Origin of the sequence: Gordonia sp. SL306 (genome assembly GCF_026625785.1) — a bacterium.
In the GTDB taxonomy this organism is placed as follows: domain Bacteria; phylum Actinomycetota; class Actinomycetes; order Mycobacteriales; family Mycobacteriaceae; genus Gordonia.
The window spans coordinates 1,405,461-1,427,110 of record NZ_CP113063.1 but is presented as its reverse complement, the minus strand read 5'-3'; the positions used below and the strand labels follow the sequence as shown (position 1 = coordinate 1,427,110).

The window sequence follows — 21,650 nt, the reverse complement described above, 5'->3', positions numbered from 1 at the left end:
AGGCACGAAAAACGGGGTCGGTCACCGTTCGGCGACCGACCCCGATTCCCCTGTGAGAGATCAGGATTCGGAGGTATACCCCATCGGCATGAGGATCGACTTGTGCTCGACGTAGGATTCGAGACCCTCGCGGCCGTTCTCGCGGCCGATGCCCGAGTTCTTGTAGCCGCCGAACGGTGAACCCGGATCGATGGCGTACCAGTTGATCCCGAGCGTTCCGGTGCGGACCTGCTTGGCGATTTCGACGCCGCGCTCGACGTCGGCAGTCCAGATCGACCCCGCCAGACCGTAATCGGAGTCGTTGGCGATGGCGACGGCCTCGTCGACGGTGTCATAGGCGATCACGCTGATGACCGGGCCGAAGATCTCCTCGCGCGCGATCGTCATGTCGTTGGTGACGCCGGTGAAGATCGTCGGGGTGACGTAGAAGCCGTTCTCCAGGCCCTCGGGGCGGGTGCCCTCGAGCACGGCCGTTGCGCCTTCCTCCTTGCCCTTCGCCACGTAACCCTCGACCTTGTCCCGCTGCTTGGCGGTGATGATCGGGCCCAGCCCGGTGCCCTCCGCCGTCGGCAGTCCCGGGGTGAAGGTCTTGGCGGTGGCGACCATGGCATCGACGATCTCGTCGTGGCGCGAGCGTGGGACCAGAACGCGCGTCTGGGCGACGCACGCTTGGCCGGCATTGATCAGACCGGCCGAGAAGACCAGCATGTGGATGTTGGCCTCGAGATCGACGTCGTCGAGGACGATCGCTGCCGACTTGCCGCCGAGCTCCAGCGAACAGCGCTTGAGGGTCTCGCCGCAGCGCGCGGCGATCGCACGGCCTGCGACGGTCGAGCCGGTGAAGGTGATCTTGTCGACGTCGGGATGGTCGACCAGTGCCTGGCCCGCGGCGACGCCGCCGGGCACCACCGAGATCACGCCTTCGGGGACGCCCGCCTCGACAAAGAGCTGCGCGAGCAGGTTTGCGTTGAGCGGGGTCTCGGGAGCGGGCTTGAGCACGATGGAACAGCCGGCTGCCAGCGCGGGGCCGAACTTGTTGCACAGCAGGAACAGTGGGACGTTCCACGCGATGATCGCGCCGACGACACCGACGGCCTCGCGGGTCACCAGGGTCTCACCGAACAGTCCGGCGCGCTTCTCCTCCCACGCGAAGTCGGTGGTGGCGGCGGCGTAACCCTGCAGCACTCCGGTGCCGGCCAGCCCCTGGAGGGTGGTCACATCGGTGGGGGTGGCGCCCATCTCGGCAGAGACCAGGCTGCTGATCTCGCCCATGCGCTCGTTGATCAGATCTGCCGCCCGGTTCAGGACCGCGGCCCGATCGGCTGGTGCGGTGTCGCGCCAGACGCCCGACGCGAATGCGGCCCGGGCGGCCTTGACCGCGGTGTCGACATCGACCTCGTCGGCGAGCGGTACGGAACCCACGCGCTCCCCGGTGGCGGGCGAGAACACCTCGAGCGTCTCGGTCGAATGCGGATCCACCCACTGTCCACCGATGAACAGTTGCGGTTGGTCGCCGGCGCCGACCAGGTCGGATGCCGGACGGGACTCGACGGTCTCGGTCATAGATGTGCTCCTGAGTGGTGGTATGAACTACTCCACAACCGATACTAGAACACGTTCTAACTTCGGGGCCAGGGGTGGTCGCCACCTGCGTCGACCGAACCCGGAATTCTCACCCGGCAGATATCAGCGGCCGAAGCGGATCATCGCAGTGAGTCCCTCGACGACATCGTCGAGAACAGAGATCTGCTCTGCCACGGTGTCGCATTCGAGCAGCTGTTGCCGGTCGGCCGGGCCGATGGGCAACCGGGTGGCCCACTCGAACAGACCGTGTTCGGCGAGGTCGGCGACGTCGAAGTCAGGAAGGCCGACGGGCGCCGCCTCGGGCCGGGTGGTGGCCACCTCGTCGACGAAGGCGCGCAGCGCGAGGCCGAGTTCGATCACCCTGGCATGGTCGTCGGGACCGATCCGAGGCTCGGGGAGGGCCTCGGTGACGGCCCTCGGATACGGATCATCGAGGAGCCACTCGGTGATCCGGATTCGCGTCGCGCCGGTGCAGGTGAGCGACGCCCGGCCGTCGGGCTGGCGCATCAGGTTCTCGATGCGGGCGAAGGTGCCCACATCGTGCCGGACGTCGCCGCCACCCACCTCGTGGCCACGTGCGATCAGCACGACCCCGAACCCGGCGTCGCGGGGCGTCGCCGCAGCCGACTCCTGATCGTCGTCGTCGAGGCAGTCGGCGAGCATCTGCCGGTATCGCGGCTCGAAGATCCGCAAAGGCAGCGGCTCACCGGGCAACAGTGCGGTTCCCAGTGGGAACATCGGCGTGCCCGAGGCGCGCGGCACGCCTGTCAGGCGCTGGGTTTGGCGTCGAGTACGACCTCGAACTCGAGCAGGTCGGCCCCGCTCGCCACCGGCTTCGCACGCTCGCCCGAGTGTGCCTCCTTCGCCGGGCCCGACGCCCACGCCTGGAAGTCCTCTTCGGACTCCCACTGGGTGACCACGAAGTACCGGTCGTCACCCTTCACGGGACGCAGCAACTGGAATCCGAGGAATCCCGGAGAGCCGTCGACCGAATGGGCGCGATTCGCGAATCGCTTCTCGAGTTCCGGTCCGGCGCCTTCGGGTACCGAAATCGCATTGATCTTCACAACTGCCATGGACCCACCCTACTGGCATGCTGGAGTGAGGTATCGACAGTTCGCCCGCACATATGTCGCAGTGGAGGTGTCATGGCACGCGGAAGACTGGAACCGGGACCCGATCACCCGATCACGGTGTCGCCGACGGGCGATCGTGTCGTCGTCCGAGTCGGCGACAGCGTCGTCGCGCGGACGGCGGATGCGCTCACCCTGCGCGAGGCGGAGTACCCGCCCGTGCAGTACATACCCCGAGAATCCGTGGACCCGTCGGTGCTCCGCGAGAGCACGACCACCACCTTCTGCCCGTACAAGGGCGAGTGCAACTACTACGACCTCACCCTCGGTGGCGAGGTGCTGACCGACGCGGTCTGGGTCTACCGATCCCCTTATGACGCCGTCGCGGAGATCGCCGACCACGTCGCGTTCTATCCGGGTCGGGTGTCGGTCGACGTCGACGCGGCATCGGGCTGATCGGCGGCCACTGCCATACCCTGTCAGCCGTGACCGCCACTCGACCCCCGCCGACGCCGGAGACCGGGACCGCGGACATCGGCCTGCTCGATCACGGCGGACCGACCGACTCCGACGGTCAGCCTGTCCGCGGTGTCGGCCCGATTGTCCTGCTGCACGGCCTGATGGGGCGCGGCCGCACCTGGCGACGTCAGATCCCGTGGTTACGACGGCACGGTCGCGTCTTCACCCTCGACGCGGCCTTCCATACCGGCGCCGACGTCGAGGCGCCGGATGATCCCGCCGAGCTGAGCACCGAGCGATTCGTCACCGACCTGGCCGAGGTCCTCACCTGGATCGATCAGGGCCCCGCGGTCCTGATCGGCCATTCGATGGGCGCGTTGCACGCCTGGTGCACGGCGGCCGCCTACCCGGAGATGGTGTCGGCGTTGGTGATCGAGGACATGGCGCCGGATTTCCGCGGACGTACCACCCGCAACTGGACGCCGTGGTTCGACAGCTGGCCCGACCGGTTCGCGTCGATGTCGCATGCGCAGGAGATGTTCGGCGAGGTCGCCGGCCGCTACTTCTACGAGGCCTTCGACGACGGCCGGTTGCACGGCAGTCTGCCGATCTGGTCGGAGATCGCCGAAGAATGGGGCGGTCGGGAGTTCTGGTCCGAATGGAGTTCGGTGCGGGTGCCGTCGCTGGTGATCGAGGCCGAGCACTCGGTGACGCCACCCGGGCAGATGCGCACCATGTGTTCGACTCACAGCGCAGCGCAGTACCTGCGTGTGCCGAACGCCGGACATCTGGTGCACGACGACGCCCCGGACATCTATCGCGGTGCGGTGGAGGCGTTTCTGGCCGGGATGCCGACCACCTCGGCCGGGTGGGTCATCAATTCGCCTCCCCTGCAAGACAAAACCGACCGTCGGCGGTGAGCTCCACCAGTCCGTCGGTCAGCAGCGAATCGAGGGCACGGTCGCGTTGGGCGGTGTCGGTGGTCCAGACCGTGTCCAGGCGGGCCCGGACCACCGGATGGTCGGTACCGCGCAGGACGTCGAGCAGCAGTCCCCGGACCTGTCGGTCGGTGCCGGCGAACTTCTGCACCTTGCGGGCCGGTCCGGTGTGAGCCGGCCGGCCGAGCCGTACCCAGGTGCAGTCGGGGAGCGGGCACTCGTCGCACTTCGGACTGCGGGCCGTGCACACCAGCGCACCGAGTTCCATCAGCGCGGCGGAGAACCGTGGTGCGGCCGCATCGACAGAGCCGTCGGTGCTGGTCGGTAAGAGAGCGGTGGCGTCGGCGAGGTCGGCACGAGAGGGATTGCCCGGCTGTTCGCGTCCGTGCACGGCGCGGGCGATGACCCGTCGAACATTGGTGTCCACCACCGGAACCGCCTGCCCGTAAGCGAAACAGGCGACCGCGCGGGCGGTGTAGTCGCCGATGCCGGGCAGGGTCAGCATCGTCTCCACGTCTTCGGGGACACGATCGTCGTGCTGTTCGGCGAGCACGGTCGCGCACTCGTGGAGCCGGAGCGCCCGCCGCGGGTAGCCGAGTTTGCCCCACGCGCGTAGTACCTCGCCTGCCGACGCAGCAGCCATCGCCGACGGTACCGGCCACTTTTCGATCCATTCGCGCCACGGCCCGACGACGCGCGAGACCGGGGTCTGCTGCAACATGATCTCGCTGATCAGGATCTGCCAGCCCGACAACCCGGGCTCACGCCAGGGCAGATCGCGCTCGTGGAGGTCGAACCAGCCGAGCAGAACGGCCGGTGGCACACTAGTGGCCATGAGCCAAGTGACGCCGACCGAGGCCTGGAAGATCCTGCAGGAAGGGAACGATCGGTTCGTTGCCGGTGAGTCTCAACATCCCAAACAGGGTATCGAGGATCGTGAGCGACTGACGTCGGGACAACACCCGCACGTGGTGCTCTTCGGCTGCTCGGACTCGCGTCTGTCCGCCGAGATCATCTTCGATCAGGGGCTCGGCGACATGTTCGTCGTCCGCACGGCGGGCCAGGTCATCGACTCGGCCGTGCTGGGCTCGTTGGAGTTCGCCGCCGAGGTACTCGAGGTGCCGTTGATCGCGGTCCTCGGCCACGACAGCTGCGGGGCGGTCAAGGCCACTCTCAACGCCCTCGACAACCTGCAGATCCCCGGCGGCTACATCCGCGACGTGGTCGAGAAGGTGAGTCCGAGCATTCTGGCCGGCCGCAGCGAAGGGCTGACCCGCGTCGACGAGTTCGAGGCGCGGCACGTCCTCGAGACCGGCAAACAGTTGATGGAACGCAGCCGCATCATCGCAGACCGCGTCGCCGACGGCCGCCTTGCGATCGTCGGACTGACCTATCAGCTCGGCGAGGGGCGCGCGCAGGTGCGCGGCGTCATCGGTCAGCTCGACGGTATCGACACCGTCGACGCCTGACACGGCCCTGGGGCTGAACCCCGACTTTAGACTTTTGGCCGGTCAGGTGCTGTTTGTGCGACACGCCGAGCGCGGTCGGACGCGGCGTCAACAGGGGCCGTTAGCGTGGGTTCCGTGATCGAACCGCAAGGCCCGCTACCACCTGAGATCTACTGGCGACGTCGTATCGTCGCCTTCGGTGGTGCCGCCGTCGTGCTTGCGTTGATCATCGGACTCATCATCTGGGCCACCGGGAGCAACGGTGACAATCCGTCGAATGCAGCGGCGTCGTCGTCTGTTGCGTCGTCCACGGCGTATTCGACCGCGCCGACAGCTGAGTCGTCCGATCCGTCGGCGAGTGGTCAGGTCTCCGGCGGCGGAACCGGTGGCACCGGCAACGGAGAGTCCGGGGGCGAGGCCGGCGGTTCGGCTGCCGTGTCGTCGTCGGTGCCGGCGCCGAGTGGCGTCGCGCAGGCGCCGGGACCGGTGCCACCGTCCGGGCTGTGCCCCGACGCGAACATCTCGGTTGTCCTGTACACCGACAAGCCGACCTACAGCACGGGTGACCAGCCGGTCTTCACGATCGTCACCACCAACGCCGGACTCACCGACTGCACCCGCGACGTCGGCAAGGCCGCGCAGAACGTGGTGGTCCGCACCCTCGACGGCACCCGGACCCTCTGGTCGGCGCGCGACTGCTCGCCCCTGCAGACGGTCAACAACGTGAACCTCAAACCCTCGCAGCAGGTGCGCGACACCATCACATGGTCGGGCACCACGAGCAGCCCCGGCTGCGACAAGCCGCGCGTGCCGATCGCGGTCGGGGCTTACCAGGCCATCGGGAAGATCGGGGAGAAGGAGTCCGCGCCGATCACGTTCAACGTGGTGGCGCCCGCGCAGCCCTGAACCCCTCCCGCACGTTCCCCGCCCGCACGTTCCCTTTCCGCAGCCGCGACGGTTTCCGTCATCCGCGCCCCCTAAATGCCGTCGCGGATGACGGAAACCGTCGCGGCTGCGGGGCAAGGGTAGGGGTGGGGGTCACCGTGGGGGTCAGGTGGTCGCGCGCACCATGAGTTCGACCGGTAGCCGGACGGTCTCCGGTTCGTGACCGGCCACCAGGTCGAGCAATCGGCGAGCCGCCGTCGCCCCGATCTCATGGGCCGGCGACCGGACGGTCGTCAGCGGGACCGGCAGTTGCGCGACGACGGGAATGTCGTTGTAGCCGACCAGTGCCAGATCGTCGGGGATGCGCAGTCCGAGGTCACGGGCGACGCCCATGACGCCGATGGCGATGGTGTCGGACACCGTGAAGATCGCGGTGGGGCGCGTCGGGGAGTCGAGCAAGGCCCGGCCGGCCTCGATGCCGCCGTCGACCTCGAACGTGGAGTGCACGATCCGGTCCGCCCGGAGCTCGACGGACGCGTCGTGCAGCTCGGCGCGGAATCCCTTGAGCCGATCGCCTGCGGTGGTGGCATGATGCGGGCCGGCGACGACGGCGATGTCGGTGTGCCCGCGGTCGAGCAGGTGCCGGGCGGCGAGCCGACCGCCGTGTACGTCGTCGCCGCCGACGAACGGCAGTCGGGACTCGGCGTGGCGCGTCACCGCGAGCATCGGGACGTTGCCGATGCGGAGCGTGTCGATGAACGGCCGGCCCGGATCGTGCAGGCTGCTCAGCAGGAGGCCGTCCACCTGGCGGCCCACGAGTAGCTCTATGGCGCGACGTTGGGCGTCGAGATCGTCGGGCGGGCTCGACAGCAGGACGGAGTACCCCGCGCGGGACGCGGCCTCCTCGATGCCCTGATACGTCGTCGCCACCACCCCGTCGGTGAGCCGGGTCATCACGACCCCGAGGGTGGTGGTCTTGCGCGTGCGCAGGCTGGCCGCCCAGAGGTTGGGCTGGTACCCGAGCTCGGCGGCCACCCGGCGGACCCGAAGTGCTGATTCCGACCATCCGTCGGCGGGCTCGGTCTGACGCAGGATCCGGGAGGCGGATGACACGTGCACGCCGGCGCGTTCGGCGATCTCCTTCAGAGTCGGCGCCCGGTTTCCGTCGCGCATGCTCGCTCACCTCCCTCCGGATGCGGGTTGACGAACTCAGCCCGGCAGCCCTACATTAGTCGATGCAAACGTTCTTGCAATCGTTCTCGCAAACCCGGAGGAACCGATGTCCCGACCGCAGACCCTGAGCCAGCTCTTCGCCCTCGATTCGCTTCTCGAGCCGGAGGAGATCGCGATCCGGGACACGGTCCGGAAGTTCGCCGACGAGCGCCTGCGTCCGTACGTCGCGGACTGGTTCGAGGAGGCGAAGCTGCCTGCCCGCGACATCGCGAAGGAACTCGGCTCGCTCGGTGCGCTTGGTATGCATCTGGAGGGCTACGGCTGCCCGGGGCTCAGCGCGACGACCTACGGTCTCGCCTGCCTCGAACTCGAGGCGGTTGACTCGGGTATCCGCAGTCTCGTGTCGGTGCAGGGTTCGCTGGCCATGTTCTCGATTCACCACTGGGGCAGCGAGGAGCAGAAGCAGGAGTGGCTGCCGCGCATGGCGGCAGGCGACGCGATCGGGTGCTTCGGTCTGACCGAACCCGACTTCGGGTCGAATCCCGCCGGGATGCGCACACACGCCAAACGCGACGGCGACGACTGGGTGCTCAACGGCACCAAGATGTGGATCACCAACGGATCGATCGCCGACGTCGCGGTGGTGTGGGCGCAGACCGATCTCGCCGACGGCCCGGCCGGCATCCGTGGGTTCGTGGTGCCGACGGACACGCCGGGCTTCTCGGCCCCCGAGATCCACAAGAAGGTCTCGCTGCGCGCGTCGGTCACGTCCGAGCTGGTGCTCGACGGTGTCCGCCTGCCGCAGACGGCGATGCTGCCCGAGGCGCAGGGACTCCGCGGACCGCTCACGAGTCTCGGCGAGGCGCGCTTCGGGATCATCTTCGGCTCCATGGGTGCCGCACGTGACTGTCTCGAGGTCGCGGTCGACTACGCGCAGACACGTCAGGTGTTCGACAAGCCGCTCGCCGGCTACCAGCTGACCCAGGCGAAGATCGCCGACATGGCACTCGAGGTGGGCAAGGGGCACCTGCTGGCCTACCACCTCGGTCGTCTCAAGGATCGCGGCGAGATCACCCCCGAGCAGGTCAGCACCGGCAAGCTCAACAATGTGCGCGAGGCGATCGCGATCGCGCGCGAATGCCGAACCATCCTGGGCGCCAACGGGATAACGCTCGAATACCCGGTGATCCGCCATGCCAACAACCTCGAGTCCGTGCTCACCTACGAAGGCACCTCCGAGGTCCATCAGCTGACCATCGGCAAGGCGCTCACCGGCGAGGGCGCATTCCGGTGAGTGGTTCGCTCGGTGATGACGCGGGCGGAGCCCTCGACGGATTGGTGATCGCCGACTTCGGCCGGGTGTTGGCCGGCCCCTACGCGACGATGCTGCTCGCCGACCTCGGCGCCGAGGTGATCAAGATCGAGCGCCCCGGCTCGGGCGACGACACCCGCAGCTGGGGGCCGCCATGGGTCGGCGATCCGGGCGCCGCGGAGTCGTCGTACTTCCTTTCGGTGAACCGCAACAAGCGGTCGGTCGCCCTCGACCTCACCGACCCGAACGGGCTCTCGGAGGCCCGACGACTCGTCGAGCGTGCCGACGTCGTCGTCGAGAACTTCCTGCCGGGCACGATGGACCGGCTGGGTCTCGGCTACGACGCGGTGCGCGAGGACAACCCCGACATCGTCTACTGCTCGGTGACGGGATTCGGCGGTGAGAATCAGCTCCCCGGTTACGACCTGCTCATCCAGGCTGTCGGCGGTCTGATGAGCATTACCGGACCCGACCAGGACAGCCCGACCAAGGTCGGCGTCGCGATGGTCGACGTCATCACCGGATTGCACGCCGCGGTGGGCATTCTCGCGGCGCTGCGTCATCGCGACCACACCGGCGAGGGACAGCGGGTCGAGGTCAATCTGCTCTCGTCGTTGCTCTCGGCGCTCGTCAATCAGACGTCGGGATACGTAGCGGCGGGGGTGGTGCCGCATGCCATGGGCAATCGGCATCCGAGCATCGCGCCCTACGAGGTCTTCGACACCGCCGACCGGCCACTGGTCCTCGCCGTCGGGAACGATCGTCAGTTCGCCGCGCTCGTCGACGCTCTCGGCAGGCCGGAAATGGCGTCCGACAAAAGGTTTGCCACCAACTCCGATCGCGTCGCCCATCGCACCGAGCTCGTCGACATCCTCAACTCGCTTCTCGCGCAGGACACCGCCGACAACTGGTTCGCCACGCTCACCGGTGCTCGCGTGCCCTGCGGGCCGCTCAACAACATCGCCGACGCGATCGCGCTCGCCGAGCGACTCGGACTCACGCCGGTGGTGACCATCGACGACCCGCGACGTGAGGAGCCGATCCGGCAGGTGGCCAACCCGATTCACATGAGCGGAACTCCGGCGACCTACCGCTGCGCGCCGCCCCGCCTCGACGAGCACGATCGGGTCATCGACGCCGTCTGAGCTGTCTCGCCGCGGCTACTCGTATCGCTCGATGCTGCTCTCGGCCAGCCGGGACAGTCCCTCACGGATGTGGCGGGCCCAGATGCTGCCGATACCCTCGACGGCCTGCAGGTCGGCGGCGCTGGTCGCCAACAGTGCCTGCAGGGTGCTGAAACTCCGCACCAGACGGTCGATGTGGGCGAACTGCAGACGTGAGATGCGCGCCAGGAGCCGGTAACCGCGCGGGCTCATCGCGGTGTCCTGCGCCTCGATGGTGGTCGGATAACCGAGTGCGCCCGCGAGGAGCGTGAGGTCGAGGAGGTCGGCGTCGGACAGCTGCTCGATGCTCTCGAGCGCCTGCCGGACCTCCTCGGTGCTCGCCGGCTCCGGACTCGCGTAATAGTCGCGGACCAGAAGTTCGCGCATGGTGTCGTTGTCGCTGATCAGCTCTTCGAGTTGGAGGCTCACCTGGCGGCCGTTCGCGCCGAGTTCGAGGACATACTCCTCGATCTCGACCGACACCCGCCGAACCATCTCCATGCGCTGTGCGGTCGACATGGCATCGCGCAGCATCACGTAGTCCTCGATCTCGGCCCGCGACAGTCCCGCGATGACCTCGTCGCGTCGGGTCTTGTACCGCTCGAGCGTCGCGAGGGCGACGTTGGCCCGCGACAGGATGGGGTCCGGGCTCTCGACCACACGCCGCACGCCGTCGACGTAGACGCTCACGATCGACATCGAGGCGCTCACCGAGATCACCGGGTGGCCGATCTGGATGGCCGTGCGCTCGGCGGCACGATGGCGCGTACCGGACTCCTCGGTGGGTATCGACGGATCCGGCACGAGCTGGACGTTGGCCCGCACGATCCGCTTGCCGTCGGTGGACAGGACGACGGCCCCGTCCATCTTCGCGAGCTCGCGCAGACGTGTCGGGGCGAACTCGACGTCGAGGTGGAATCCGCCATCGCAGATCTTCTCGACGTCGGAATCGTGCCCGAGGATGATCAAGGCGCCCGTCCCGCCACGCAGGATGCGCTCGAGCCCGTCACGCAGACCGGTGCCCGGGGCCACCCGTGCCAGGGTCTCCCTGGTCAGCTCCGACTTCGCGATCTCGACCATCACGCCCTTTCCGGTCCCACCACGTCGCATGGGTGACACCGCGTACGGACTAGGGTATCGGGACGTGAAGAGCGGTTTTGTGGTGCCCACCGACCTGGACCCCATCGAGCGTCATCCCAAGGCCGTACGGCCGGGTGAGCGGATGAGGATGCACAACCCGATGTGTTACGGGTGTGGAGAGGAGTCCCCGCACGGTTTGCATCTCGAGATGTATGCCGGGGACGACTTCACGGTCACCGCGTCGATGGCCGTCGAGACCCACTTCGAGGGTGGACCGGGCGTGCTGCACGGCGGCATCCTGACCACTGCCTTCGACGACGTGATGGGGATGGCGCCGCTGCTCGTCGGGCCGTCGGCGGTCACCGTGCACCTCGAGGTCGACTTCCTCCGGCCCATTCCGGTCGGATCGACCCTGCAGTTCCGCGCGACGCTGCTCGGGCGGCAACGCCGCAAGCTCTACACCGAGGGCGTCGCGCACATCGGTGACCCCGATCAGCCGGTCGCGACGGCCCATGCCATCTTCGTGTCGATCAATGCCCGCGAACACTTCGCCGAGCACATCGACAAGAGTCAGATCTCCGACGAGTACAAGCAGCGACTCTCGCGGCCCTGAGCCCGTTCAGAACGGCGCCTCGACCGGACTCGCCAGTCCGGCGCGGACTGCTTGGTTGAGGTTGCCGACGCGGGTGACCCGGATCCCCGACGGCAGGTTCTCGTCGGTACCCGCCGGGATGATCGCGTGGCGGAAACCCAGCCGTCGGGCCTCGGTCACCCGCTTCGCCACCGCGGACACCCGCCGCACCTCGCCGGCGAGGCCGACCTCGCCGATCGCGACGGTGGTGTGTGGGATCGGGGTGTTGTCGAGCACCGAACTCACCGACAGCGCGATCGCGAGATCCGCGGCCGGCTCGGTGACGCGCATCCCGCCGACGGTCGCGAGGTAGACCTCCTGGTCGTTGAGCGGCGCGCCGAGCCGGGCCTGCAGCACGGCCAGCACCATCGACACCCGGGCCGAGTCCAGACCGGATACGGCCCGCCGGGGCGTCGCCATGGTGCTCTTGTTGGCGAGCGCCTGGATCTCGCCGACCAGCGCGCGCTTGCCGTCCATCGTGACCATGGTCGTCGAACCGGTGACGTCGGCGTCGCGCTGATGGAGGAAGATCCCGGACGGGTCGGGTACCTGATGAATCCCGTCGTCGCGCTGCTCGAAGCAACCGACCTCGTCGGCGGCCCCGAATCGGTTCTTGATGCCCCGCACCATCCGGAGGCTCGAATGCTTGTCGCCCTCGAAGGACAGGACGACGTCCACCAGATGCTCGAGCGAGCGAGGGCCTGCGACCGCGCCGTCCTTGGTGACGTGCCCGACGAGCACCACGGCGATCCCGCGGTTCTTGGCCATCGACACCAATGCCGTTGTCACTGCCCTGATCTGGGTGACGCCGCCGGTCACGCCGTCGGTTCCGGTCGCGACGACCGTCTGGACCGAATCCACGACGACGAGTGACGGATTCACCGCATCGACGTGGCCGAGGATGGTCGCGAGGTCGGATTCGGCCGCGAGATAGACGTTCTCGTGAACCGCATCGGTGCGCTCGGCACGCATGCGCACCTGCCCGGCCGACTCCTCGCCGGTGAGGTAGAGGGCTTTCTGGCCGCGATGTGCCCAGTGCTTGACCGTCTCGAGCAGCAAAGTCGACTTCCCGACGCCGGGTTCGCCCGCGAGCAGGATCACCGATCCGGGCACCACGCCACGCCCGAGGACGCGGTCGAGTTCTTCGATGCCGGTGGGAATCGCCACCGACGAGTTTGCGTCGATCTCGGTGATGGGGCGGGCCGGGCTGGTGGGCGTGACGCCGCCGACCGCGTTGCCACGGCTGCCGATCGTGGTGGCTGCCTCGTCGACCGTGCCCCATTCGCCGCAGTCCGGGCAGCGGCCCACCCATTTTGCGACGGAGTGCCCGCAGGCGCTGCAGCGGAAGGACGACTTCGGTTTGGCCACCCGGTCAGCCTAGTGAGGGCCCCCGACAGCCGCGCGAAGCGCGACAGTCGAAAAGGGAGCTCAGTGCTCGACGGCGGGGGCCTCGGCCTGCCGGATCTTGTCCTGACGGGGCAGAGTGGCGCCGGAGTCGACCGGGGTGTCGACGGTGGCCTCCCCGGACTTCTCGAAGCGGAACTTCAGTGGCGTCGTGAGACCGGACGCAACCGAGTCGCCTGCTCCGGACAGCGTCACCGTGAGGCGCTTCTCCGCGTCGGTGGTCTGGACGTTCTCGGGCTCGAGCAGCCCGACCGGCTTGCCGGCACGAAGTGCCTGTCCCGCAGCGATGCTCGTGTCACCGACGATGGTGACCTTGCCGCCGTCGGGAGCGTCGATGGCGACCAAGCGGTCGTTGAGGACGGGGTCCACGTTGCTGACCACGAACGAGATCTCGAATGGACCGCCGTTGCCGAACACCTCGTCGGCCTTGTCGGTCGGGTACATGATCTGCACGTTCCGCAGCTGCATCGAACCGACGTTCGCCAGGTTGCCGTTGACCGCGGGTTCCTGGCTCGCCGTCTGCGAGATCTGGCCCGCGCCGCACGCAGTGGTGCCGAGTGCGAGAGCGATGCCCGCCGCGGCGATCGCGGTCACCTTGGCCGTACGCCCCATGCGCGTACGGACAGCCGAACGCCGAGCGGTTTTCCGAAGCACTGACACCCGTTCCTCCCAGGTATTCGAAAGGCCGATACGCACATGCGTGAACCCTGCACTACGCAGCGTAGTGGGCGGCGATGGCAAAAGTCCGATCGGGTGTCGGATTGGTGCCGTCGAGGGTGGTGCGACGATGTGCCGGAGGGGGTTTCGGCAGTGCCCGTGTGTGGCCGATCACGGCCCGGTTTGTGCTGGTCCGTCGCCCCGTGAGGGGTGGCCGGCGGGCACGGTACAGCGCGTTGACCTGCACCGTTGTGTGGGCCCTCTCGGACGCCCGTGCTAGACTGGGTCTACTCGAAAGGGGCACGGAACATTGAATTTCAAAGTTGGCGACACCGTTGTCTACCCACATCACGGTGCTGCTCGGGTCGAGGACATCGTGACTCGGACCATCAAGGGCGAACAGATCGAATATCTCGTTCTCAAAGTTGCCGATGGTGACATGACCGTTCAGATCCCCTCGACGAAGCTGGAATACGTCGGCGTTCGTGACGTCGTCGGCGCAGAGGGGCTCGGCGAGGTTTTCGAGGTGCTTCGCGCCCCGCATACCGAAGAGCCCACCAACTGGGCACGCCGATTCAAGGCGAACCAGGAGAAGCTCATCTCGGGCGACATCATCAAGGTCGCCGAGATCGTTCGTGACCTGTGGCGTCGTGAGCAGGACCGCGGATTGTCGGCAGGTGAGAAGCGCATGCTGACCCGTGCCCGCCGCGTCCTGGTCGACGAGCTCTCGCTGGCGCAGAACACCGACGACGAGAAGGCGACCAGCATTCTCGACGAGGTGCTGGCCGCGGCGTCCTGACCCACTGAACTGCACGTGACTGACGTCCTGGCGGCGCCGGTATGACGGTGAGTGTGGTCGTCCCGGCTGCGGGGTCGGGCACCCGGCTGGGTGAGGCGGCCCCGAAGGCCTTTGTCGATCTGGGTGGCGGAACCACCATTCTCGAGCACTGTGTCGACGGCATCCTGCGAGCAGGGGTTGCCGACACCGTCGTCGTGGTGGTTCCGGTCCACCTGATCGACGAGGCGACGCGGCTGGTCCCGGACGCCACCGTTGTCGCGGGTGGATCGCACCGGTCCGAGTCGGTCCGGGCAGGCATTGCCGGGACCGACTCCGACATCGTGCTGATCCACGACGCCGCGCGTCCACTCACGCCGCCCGACGTGTTCCATCGGGTCGTCGACGCCGTGCGTCACGGACATCTCGCCGTGGTCCCCGGACTGCCGGTTGCCGACACGCTCAAAGAGGTCGATCCCGCATCGGCCGGGCAGGGGACCGGTGAGCCGGTGATCCGAACCGTCGACCGCGAACGTCTCCGTGCCATCCAGACCCCCCAGGGGTTCACCCGCGCAGCGCTGATGCAGGCTCATGCCGACGCCTCCGGCCTTGCCACCGACGATGCGGGACTCGCCGAGCGTGCCGGGATACCGGTCCACGTGGTCGCCGGCGATCCGCTGGCCATGAAGATCACCACGCCCTGGGATCTCCGGATCGCGCGCGACATCGTCGCGGAGACGTTGTCCGCTGGTCGAGTAGTCGACGAGCGCAGCGAGGAGACGTATCGAGACCACCGCACGGAGCGACCCTCATGAGAGTCGGCATCGGCTCCGATGCGCACCGGGTGGACGCGGACGCGCCGTGCTGGATGGTCGGGTTGCACTTCCCCCTGGTACCCGGTTGCGAAGGCCATTCCGACGGTGACGTCGGCGCGCACGCCCTGTGCGACGCGGTGCTCTCGGCAGCCGGACTCGGCGATGTCGGTTCGGTGTTCGGGACCGGTCGCCCCGAATGGGCGGGCGTCTCCGGGGTGGCGATGCTGGAGCACGTGCGGCAACTCGTCACCGACGCCGGTTTCCAGGTGGTGAACGCCGCGGTCCAGGTGATCGGCAACCAGCCGAAGATCGGACCTCGTCGTGACGAGGCGCAGCAGGTGCTGGGTGCGGCGCTCGGCGCGCCGGTGTCGGTGTCGGCGACCACCACCGACGGGCTGGGAATGACCGGTCGGGGCGAGGGTGTGGCGGCCGTCGCGACCGCGTTGCTCGACTGACCCGGGAGCCACCGGGACCGAATGGCGAATCTGACCAGGTAGGATTGCACGTCGTGACCCTGCGCCTGTATGACACCGCTTCCCGAGAGGTGCGCGACTTCGTTCCGCTGCACCCCGGACACGCATCGGTGTACCTGTGCGGCGCGACCGTCCAGGGCGTACCCCACATCGGCCATGTGCGCAGCGGGATCGCGTTCGACGTGCTGCGGCGCTGGCTCGAACATCAGGGACTCGACGTCCTGTTCGTCCGCAACGTCACCGATATCGACGACAAGATCCTCCGCAAGGCGCACGACAACGGTCGTCCCTGGTGGGAGTGGGCGGCGACCCACGAGCGTGCTTTCGATTCCGCGTACGACGCGCTGGGCGTGATCGCGCCGTCGAGCGAACCGCGCGCCACGGGCTTCATCACCCAGATGGTCGAGTACATGCAGCGACTCATCGACCGCGGCCACGCCTACGAATCGGACGGCAACGTCTACTTCGACGTGCTGAGCCTGCCCGACTATGGATCGCTGTCGGGGCACCGGCTCGACGATGTGCATCAGGGGGAGAGCGCCGGGACCGGCAAACGGGACTCGCGTGACTTCACCCTGTGGAAGGCGGCCAAGGCCGGCGAACCGTCGTGGCCGACGCCGTGGGGGCCAGGACGTCCCGGCTGGCATCTCGAATGCTCCGCGATGGCCACGTCGCTTCTCGGTCCGGAGTTCGACATCCATTGCGGTGGAATGGATCTGATCTTTCCGCACCACGAGAACGAGATCGCGCAGGCGCACGGAGCCGGAGATCCGTTCGCCCGCTACTGGTTGCACAACGGCTGGGTGACCATGGGCGGCGAGAAGATGAGCAAGTCGCTGGGCAACGTGGTGTCGATCCCGGCGATGCTGTCGCGGGTACGCGCGGTGGAGCTGCGCTACTACCTCGGCAGTGCGCACTACCGGTCGATGCTCGAATACTCCGACGGCGCTCTCACCGAGGCGGCCGCGGGTTACCGGCGGGTCGAGTCGTTCGTGACGCGGGTGTCGTCGCGCGTTGGTGAGGTGGCGGTCGGGGAGATCCCTGCGGAGTTCGCCGACGCGCTCGACGACGATCTCGGCGTACCCGCCGGACTGGCAGTGGTGCACAACGTTGTGCGACAAGGGAATACCGCACTCGAGTCGGGTGACGGGCCCGTCGCGCTCGCGGCTGCGTCGTCGGTGCGCGCGATGATGGGCATCCTCGGCGTGGACCCACTCGACGAACACTGGTCCGACGACAGTGCGGACGAGAGTGCGGCCACCACGGCACTGGATGTCCTGGTGCGCGCCGAGCTCGACCGCAGAGCGCGGGCGCGCGCGGAAAAAGACTGGGCGACCGCGGATTCGGTCCGCGATCGACTCGCCGAGGCCGGCATCGAGGTCACCGACACACCAGATGGTGCGCAGTGGTCGCTGAAGGGAACGTCCTGACATGGCAGGAAACTCCAAACGTAAAGGCGCGGTGCGCAAGACCGGCAGCAAGAAGGGGCAGACGGTCGGTTCGGGCGGGCAGCGACGCCGCGGACTCGAGGCGCGCGGGGCCACTCCCAAGGCGGTCGACCGGCCGTATCACCCTGCTCACAAGCGGGCCAAGGCGGCGGCGAAGACCACCACCGGTCGTGGCGGTGCCCGCACCCGCAAGGACGACGGCCCCGAGTACGTCCTCGGCCGCAACCCAGTGCTGGAATGCCTGCGCGCCGGGGTGCCGGCAACCGCGCTGTACCTGGCCACCAACTCCGAGCCCGACGAGCGGGTTGCCGAGAGTGTGAAGATGGCAGGCGATTTCGGCATCGCGATCCTCGAGGTGGGGAAGAACGAACTCGACCGCCTGTCGTCGAACGGCATGCACCAGGGCATCGCCCTGCAGGTGCCCGAGTACCAGTACGCCCACCCCGACGACCTCATGCGCGACGCCGTCGACAGCGGGACGCCGCCGCTGCTGGTGGCACTCGACAACATCACCGACCCGCGCAACCTCGGTGCGGTCATCCGCTCGGTCGCGGCCTTCGGTGGCCACGGTGTGCTCATCCCCCAGCGACGCAGTGCCAGTGTCACGGCGGTCGCGTGGCGGACCAGTGCCGGAGCGGCCGCTCGACTGCCGGTCGCGCAGGCGCCGAATCTCACTCGAACGCTGAAGGATTGGGCGGCCGACGGGGCCCAGCTGGTGGGTCTCGACACCGAGGGCGATGTGACCCTCGACGAGTACGACGGGACGGGTCCCACCGTCATCGTGGTCGGGTCGGAGGGTAAAGGCCTCTCGCGGCTGGTGCGCGAGACCTGTGACTCCATCATGTCGATCCCGATGGCCGGCGATGTCGAGAGCCTGAACGCCTCGGTCGCGGCCGGCGTCGTGCTCGCCGAGTTCGCACGTCAGCGACGGCAGTAGCCCCGCCGCGGCCGCTAGACTGCGCGGCATGGGTGGACGCGGACGACCAGCGGATCTCGTCATCGACCTGAACGCCGACCTCGGTGAGGGTGTCGGCGACGACGAGGCCATGCTCGAGGTCGTCAGCAGCGCGAATGTGGCTTGTGGCTTTCATGCCGGAACGCCCGCCGAACTGATCGCGACATGTCGGGCGGCGGCCGACGCCCGCGTGCGGATCGGTGCCCAGGTCTCCTATCCGGACCGGTCGGGATTCGGCAGACGCTTCATGGATGTCGCGCCCGAGGACCTGACTGCCGATGTCATCTATCAGATCGGTGCCCTCGACGGCATCGCCCGCTCGGTCGGTGCCGAGGTGTCTTATGTGAAACCGCATGGTGCGCTGTACAACTCCATCGTCAAGCACGAGGGGCAGGCCGACGCGGTGGTGGCGGCGATCGTCGAGCTCGGCGGTTCGTTGCCGCTGATGGGTTTGCCCGGCTCGGTGTCGTTGCGGCGCGCCGAGGCGGCCGGGCTCCCGGTGATCACCGAGGCCTTCGCCGATCGTGGCTACCTGCCGGACGGCACCTTGGTCCCGCGGACCGAGCAAGGGGCCGTGCTGACCGACAGCGCCGAGATTGCGCGACGTGTCGTCGGGCTGATCGTCGACGGCGCGGTCACCGCCGTCGACGGGTCGGCGATCACCGTCGACGCCGAGTCCGTCTGCCTGCACGGCGACACCCCCGGGGCCGTCGCACACGCGCGGGCCGTCCGCGACGCGCTTCGGGAGGCCGGTATCTCGATCTCGGCCTGAGCTCGCCGATTGAGGTTTCGGGCCCGGAAGCGTCGATGCACGTTGCTGTCGGCGAGAACGTGGTTGCTCTCGGCGGGGAACGTGTTGCTGTCGGCGGGACAAACCGGCTCCGCCGGTGAGATCGGGGCGTCGTCTATGTTGGGGTACATGACATCGATCGATAGCAGGGTTACCACCGCCGATGGCATCGTCGAGGGCGCGCGGGGCAAGCGCACGCGGCGCGGCACCATCAGCTGGAAAGGCATCCCGTTTGCCGCGCCGCCCGTGGCCGGCCTGCGCTTTCGTGATCCGCAGCCGGTCAATCCGTGGCCCGGCGTCCGCGACTGCACCCGGTTCGCCAAGGCAGCGATCCAGGAGAAGCAGTTCACCGCGGTCGCCCCCGGCAAGTATCAGCCGGTGGGGGAGGACTGCCTCACCCTCAACGTGTTCGCGCCCGATCGTCCGTCGTCAAAGCCGCGACCGGTCATGTTCTTCATCCACGGCGGCGCGTACATCCTCGGCACCGCGGCGACTCCGCTCTACGACGGGTCGTTGCTCGCCCGTGCGCAGGATGTCGTCGTCGTGACCGTTCAATACCGGTTCGGCCCGTTCGGGTTCCTCGACTTCGGCGCCTACGCCACCGATGACCGGCCGTTCGACTCGAATCTGGGCCTGAAGGACCACGTGGCGGCGCTGTCGTGGGTGCAACGCAACATCGCGGCGTTCGGCGGCGACCCCGACAACGTGACCATCTTCGGTGAGAGTGCCGGCGGCACGTCGGTGGTGAGTCTGCTGAGCACGCCTGCCGCGAACGGGCTGTTCAACCGGGCCATCGCGGAGAGTCCGGCCACCGAACTCGTCATCGGCAAGGACTCCGCACGAATCTACGCCGACGAGTTCCTGCGCCTGCTGCGGGATCCGCAGCGTCGGTCGACGCGGGTCGACACCGAGGCCGAACCGATCGCGGCGACCGACGCCCAGGCGCTGCTCGCCCGGTCGTCGGCGAACGAGATCCTGCGTGCCGGGGACCGTCTGACGAAGTTCGCCGCCGCGGCAGGCGTCGACGACGCGATCCCATACGGACCGGTGGTCGACGGTGCTTATCTGCCTGCATCGCCGCTGGATGCGGCCGCGGCGGGCACGACGCTTCCGGTGCCGCTGATCATCGGCAGCAACCACGACGAGGGGCAGCTGTTCACCAAGTTCTGGAATGTGTTGCCGGACGCAGAGAAGGCCCTGGTGCGGGTCACCGACGAACAGGACCGTCGGGAGATCCGGGCCCTGTACAACGGCGGTCAGCGTGACGACGTCCAGTTGGCTGCCGATGCGGTGTTCTGGGCACCGATGGTGGCTTTCGCCGAGGGGCACAGCCGGGTCGCGCCGACCTACGTCTATCGCTACGACTTCCACACCCGCATCCTGGCCGCGACCGGTGTCGGGGCGACCCACGCCACCGAACTGTTCGCGGTGTTCGGTGCGTACCGCACGGCGTTGGGTGCCGGCCTCGCGGTCGGGGACTGGCGGTCGACCGGGCGGGTGATCGCCGATGTGCAGGATCGTTGGGGAGCCTTCGCCACCGGCGGCGTTCCCGGCGTGGGATGGCCGGCCTACGAGTCCGGCAGTCGCAAGGTGCTCATCATCGACGATCCCGACCGGGTGCAGACCGATCCGGAGGGTGCCCGTCGCGCCGCCTGGCAGAAGGTCCACGCCTCGGCCTGAGTGGCGATGCCGTCCGGCGGCGAACAGGTTGCTGTCGGCGGAAACGGGTTGCTGTCGGCGGGAAGCAGGTTGCTGTCGGCAGGGGGGTGGTGGGTCGGTGGTCAGGGGGCCCAGTGGCTCGCCGGATCGGCCGCGAGGAACGAGACCACCAGCGGGTTGAAGAGTTCGGGCGATTCCACCGGCAGGATGTGCGTGCCCGGGAGCACCGCGAAGCGGCCGTGGGGCAGCACCCGGGACAGCGCCAGCACGTGTTCGATACGCACAACGCCGCGATCCGCGGCGACCACCAGGGTCGGGGCCGCGACCTCGGCGAAGTCGTCGAGATCGTATTCGGGCTCGCGGCTGAGCATGGCAACCGTCTTCTCGTACACGATGTCGAAATGCTCGGGCCCGTCCGGCGAAATCGGGACGTAGCCGCTGCGCAGGAACTCCACCGTGGACGGATTCCGCTGTTGGATCAGGCTGAAGAACTCGGCGGCCTCCTGGCCGTCGGTGTTGACGTAGTTGGCCACCAGCACCATGCGGTTGACCAGGTCGGGTCGTTGCCGGGCGACGAGCAGGGCAATCACCGCACCGTCGCTCCAGCCGACCAGATGGGCCGGTGTGCTCACGACGTTCTCGAGGTAGTCGATGGTCTCTGCCGCCATGTCGGCGTAGGAGAACGGGCCGTCGTGATCGGGTGAGTGGCCGTGTCCACTGCGCTCTGGAGCGTAGACGTTCAATCCGACGCCGGTGAAGTCGGCGATCTGTGCGCCCCAGGTGGCCGCCGAGCCGAAGGCCCCGTGCAGCAGCACGATGGCCTGGCCAGAAGGGTCGCCGCCGTGGAAATGCCACACCCGCCGTCCGTCGACGTCCACATAGACGCCGCCGTCGATCTGTTCACCCGCGGTCACGCTCGACACTCCGC

23 protein-coding genes are annotated in these 21,650 nt (G+C 68.1%); 14 read left to right on the top strand and 9 right to left on the bottom strand.

The window, feature by feature from the left end; all coding sequences use genetic code 11:
* Window positions 1–60: 60 nt before the first annotated feature.
* From OVA31_RS06420 to OVA31_RS06410, 3 genes are all read right to left on the bottom strand, one after another.
* Entirely contained in the window at window positions 61–1,563 is a 1,503-nt protein-coding gene (locus tag OVA31_RS06420) for an aldehyde dehydrogenase (protein ID WP_190266050.1), read from the bottom strand.
* Between the two features lie 123 nt (window positions 1,564–1,686).
* Complete coding sequence (locus OVA31_RS06415; RefSeq protein WP_267631427.1) at window positions 1,687–2,322, bottom strand: LON peptidase substrate-binding domain-containing protein; 636 nt, start codon at window positions 2,320–2,322, stop codon at window positions 1,687–1,689.
* Window positions 2,323–2,351: 29 nt separating this feature from the next.
* Window positions 2,352–2,660, bottom strand: coding sequence for an antibiotic biosynthesis monooxygenase family protein (locus OVA31_RS06410; RefSeq protein WP_267630266.1), 309 nt, complete (start codon window positions 2,658–2,660; stop codon window positions 2,352–2,354).
* A gap of 72 nt (window positions 2,661–2,732) precedes the next feature.
* Here OVA31_RS06410 and OVA31_RS06405 point away from each other — a divergent pair, with 72 nt between their 5' ends.
* Entirely contained in the window at window positions 2,733–3,113 is a 381-nt protein-coding gene (locus OVA31_RS06405; RefSeq protein WP_267630265.1) for a DUF427 domain-containing protein, read from the top strand.
* A gap of 29 nt (window positions 3,114–3,142) precedes the next feature.
* Window positions 3,143–4,036, top strand: coding sequence for an alpha/beta fold hydrolase (locus OVA31_RS06400; protein WP_420714147.1), 894 nt, complete (start codon window positions 3,143–3,145; stop codon window positions 4,034–4,036).
* Here OVA31_RS06400 and OVA31_RS06395 read toward each other — a convergent pair.
* Window positions 3,993–4,889, bottom strand: coding sequence for an A/G-specific adenine glycosylase (locus OVA31_RS06395; protein WP_267630264.1), 897 nt, complete (start codon window positions 4,887–4,889; stop codon window positions 3,993–3,995). The genes OVA31_RS06400 and OVA31_RS06395 overlap by 44 nt on opposite strands.
* On the opposite strand from OVA31_RS06395, the gene OVA31_RS06390 reads away from it, so the two are divergent.
* The gene (locus OVA31_RS06390) at window positions 4,888–5,523 is read left to right on the top strand and encodes a carbonic anhydrase (protein WP_267630263.1); all 636 of its coding nucleotides are present in this window, start codon (window positions 4,888–4,890) and stop codon (window positions 5,521–5,523) included. The two genes, OVA31_RS06395 and OVA31_RS06390, sit on opposite strands and share 2 nt — an antisense overlap.
* Before the next feature lie 114 nt (window positions 5,524–5,637).
* A complete protein-coding gene (locus OVA31_RS06385; RefSeq protein WP_267630262.1) occupies window positions 5,638–6,408 on the top strand; it encodes a hypothetical protein in 771 nt (256 codons plus the stop codon).
* A 144-nt stretch (window positions 6,409–6,552) separates the two neighbouring features.
* Here the strand turns inward: OVA31_RS06385 and OVA31_RS06380 are convergent, their stop codons facing one another.
* Window positions 6,553–7,560, bottom strand: coding sequence for a LacI family DNA-binding transcriptional regulator (locus OVA31_RS06380; RefSeq protein WP_267630261.1), 1,008 nt, complete (start codon window positions 7,558–7,560; stop codon window positions 6,553–6,555).
* Between the two features lie 106 nt (window positions 7,561–7,666).
* On the opposite strand from OVA31_RS06380, the gene OVA31_RS06375 reads away from it, so the two are divergent.
* A complete protein-coding gene (locus OVA31_RS06375) occupies window positions 7,667–8,854 on the top strand; it encodes an acyl-CoA dehydrogenase family protein (protein ID WP_267630260.1) in 1,188 nt (395 codons plus the stop codon).
* Window positions 8,851–10,017: a CaiB/BaiF CoA transferase family protein gene (locus tag OVA31_RS06370; RefSeq protein ID WP_267630259.1), complete on the top strand. Its 1,167-nt coding sequence runs from the start codon at window positions 8,851–8,853 to the stop codon at window positions 10,015–10,017. Before OVA31_RS06375 ends, OVA31_RS06370 begins: the two co-directional genes overlap by 4 nt.
* 15 nt (window positions 10,018–10,032) lie before the next feature.
* On the opposite strand, the gene disA is transcribed toward OVA31_RS06370, so the two are convergent.
* Window positions 10,033–11,115 (bottom strand): DNA integrity scanning diadenylate cyclase DisA, encoded by a 1,083-nt coding sequence (gene disA, locus OVA31_RS06365; RefSeq protein ID WP_420714196.1) that lies wholly within the window; start codon window positions 11,113–11,115, stop codon window positions 10,033–10,035.
* A gap of 28 nt (window positions 11,116–11,143) precedes the next feature.
* Between disA and OVA31_RS06360 the strand changes: the two genes are divergently transcribed.
* Entirely contained in the window at window positions 11,144–11,728 is a 585-nt protein-coding gene (locus OVA31_RS06360) for a PaaI family thioesterase (RefSeq protein ID WP_267630257.1), read from the top strand.
* Window positions 11,729–11,734: 6 nt separating this feature from the next.
* Here OVA31_RS06360 and radA read toward each other — a convergent pair whose 3' ends face one another.
* Window positions 11,735–13,114 (bottom strand): DNA repair protein RadA, encoded by a 1,380-nt coding sequence (radA, locus tag OVA31_RS06355; RefSeq protein ID WP_267630256.1) that lies wholly within the window; start codon window positions 13,112–13,114, stop codon window positions 11,735–11,737.
* A 60-nt stretch (window positions 13,115–13,174) separates the two neighbouring features.
* Window positions 13,175–13,762 (bottom strand): hypothetical protein, encoded by a 588-nt coding sequence (locus OVA31_RS06350; RefSeq protein WP_267630255.1) that lies wholly within the window; start codon window positions 13,760–13,762, stop codon window positions 13,175–13,177.
* A gap of 355 nt (window positions 13,763–14,117) precedes the next feature.
* On the opposite strand from OVA31_RS06350, the gene OVA31_RS06345 reads away from it, so the two are divergent.
* The 7 genes from OVA31_RS06345 to OVA31_RS06315 all read left to right on the top strand — a co-directional run bounded on the left by OVA31_RS06345 (window position 14,118) and on the right by OVA31_RS06315 (window position 20,743).
* Window positions 14,118–14,606, top strand: a complete 489-nt coding sequence (locus OVA31_RS06345; protein ID WP_161061799.1) for a CarD family transcriptional regulator — start codon at window positions 14,118–14,120, stop codon at window positions 14,604–14,606.
* A gap of 41 nt (window positions 14,607–14,647) precedes the next feature.
* A complete protein-coding gene (gene ispD, locus OVA31_RS06340) occupies window positions 14,648–15,397 on the top strand; it encodes a 2-C-methyl-D-erythritol 4-phosphate cytidylyltransferase (RefSeq protein WP_267630254.1) in 750 nt (249 codons plus the stop codon).
* Window positions 15,394–15,852 (top strand): 2-C-methyl-D-erythritol 2,4-cyclodiphosphate synthase, encoded by a 459-nt coding sequence (ispF, locus tag OVA31_RS06335; RefSeq protein WP_267630253.1) that lies wholly within the window; start codon window positions 15,394–15,396, stop codon window positions 15,850–15,852. Before ispD ends, ispF begins: the two co-directional genes overlap by 4 nt.
* Before the next feature lie 53 nt (window positions 15,853–15,905).
* Entirely contained in the window at window positions 15,906–17,300 is a 1,395-nt protein-coding gene (cysS, locus tag OVA31_RS06330) for a cysteine--tRNA ligase (protein WP_267630252.1), read from the top strand.
* A 1-nt stretch (window position 17,301) separates the two neighbouring features.
* On the top strand, window positions 17,302–18,255 hold the full coding sequence (rlmB, locus tag OVA31_RS06325) for a 23S rRNA (guanosine(2251)-2'-O)-methyltransferase RlmB (RefSeq protein WP_267630251.1): 954 nt from the start codon (window positions 17,302–17,304) through the stop codon (window positions 18,253–18,255).
* Window positions 18,256–18,283: 28 nt separating this feature from the next.
* Window positions 18,284–19,045, top strand: a complete 762-nt coding sequence (locus tag OVA31_RS06320) for a LamB/YcsF family protein (RefSeq protein WP_267630250.1) — start codon at window positions 18,284–18,286, stop codon at window positions 19,043–19,045.
* A gap of 147 nt (window positions 19,046–19,192) precedes the next feature.
* Window positions 19,193–20,743 carry a carboxylesterase/lipase family protein gene (locus tag OVA31_RS06315; protein WP_267630249.1) on the top strand — a complete coding sequence of 517 codons (1,551 nt, stop codon included), beginning with the start codon at window positions 19,193–19,195 and terminating at the stop codon, window positions 20,741–20,743.
* A 101-nt stretch (window positions 20,744–20,844) separates the two neighbouring features.
* Here the strand turns inward: OVA31_RS06315 and OVA31_RS06310 are convergent, their stop codons facing one another.
* Window positions 20,845–21,645: an alpha/beta fold hydrolase gene (locus OVA31_RS06310; protein WP_267630248.1), complete on the bottom strand. Its 801-nt coding sequence runs from the start codon at window positions 21,643–21,645 to the stop codon at window positions 20,845–20,847.
* Window positions 21,646–21,650 lie beyond the last annotated feature (5 nt).

Coding starts and splice junctions, on each gene's coding strand:
- OVA31_RS06360 (WP_267630257.1), top strand. CDS start 11,144: ATGGGTGACACCGCGTACGGACTAGGGTATCGGGACGTGAAGAGCGGT.
- OVA31_RS06395 (WP_267630264.1), bottom strand. CDS start 4,889: ATGGCCACTAGTGTGCCACCGGCCGTTCTGCTCGGCTGGTTCGACCTC.
- OVA31_RS06390 (WP_267630263.1), top strand. CDS start 4,888: ATGAGCCAAGTGACGCCGACCGAGGCCTGGAAGATCCTGCAGGAAGGG.
- disA (WP_420714196.1), bottom strand. CDS start 11,115: ATGGTCGAGATCGCGAAGTCGGAGCTGACCAGGGAGACCCTGGCACGG.
- OVA31_RS06420 (WP_190266050.1), bottom strand. CDS start 1,563: ATGACCGAGACCGTCGAGTCCCGTCCGGCATCCGACCTGGTCGGCGCC.
- ispF (WP_267630253.1), top strand. CDS start 15,394: ATGAGAGTCGGCATCGGCTCCGATGCGCACCGGGTGGACGCGGACGCG.
- OVA31_RS06405 (WP_267630265.1), top strand. CDS start 2,733: ATGGCACGCGGAAGACTGGAACCGGGACCCGATCACCCGATCACGGTG.
- OVA31_RS06315 (WP_267630249.1), top strand. CDS start 19,193: ATGACATCGATCGATAGCAGGGTTACCACCGCCGATGGCATCGTCGAG.
- OVA31_RS06375 (WP_267630260.1), top strand. CDS start 7,667: ATGTCCCGACCGCAGACCCTGAGCCAGCTCTTCGCCCTCGATTCGCTT.
- OVA31_RS06320 (WP_267630250.1), top strand. CDS start 18,284: ATGGGTGGACGCGGACGACCAGCGGATCTCGTCATCGACCTGAACGCC.
- rlmB (WP_267630251.1), top strand. CDS start 17,302: ATGGCAGGAAACTCCAAACGTAAAGGCGCGGTGCGCAAGACCGGCAGC.
- OVA31_RS06350 (WP_267630255.1), bottom strand. CDS start 13,762: ATGGGGCGTACGGCCAAGGTGACCGCGATCGCCGCGGCGGGCATCGCT.
- OVA31_RS06380 (WP_267630261.1), bottom strand. CDS start 7,560: ATGCGCGACGGAAACCGGGCGCCGACTCTGAAGGAGATCGCCGAACGC.
- ispD (WP_267630254.1), top strand. CDS start 14,648: ATGACGGTGAGTGTGGTCGTCCCGGCTGCGGGGTCGGGCACCCGGCTG.
- OVA31_RS06410 (WP_267630266.1), bottom strand. CDS start 2,660: ATGGCAGTTGTGAAGATCAATGCGATTTCGGTACCCGAAGGCGCCGGA.
- OVA31_RS06415 (WP_267631427.1), bottom strand. CDS start 2,322: ATGTTCCCACTGGGAACCGCACTGTTGCCCGGTGAGCCGCTGCCTTTG.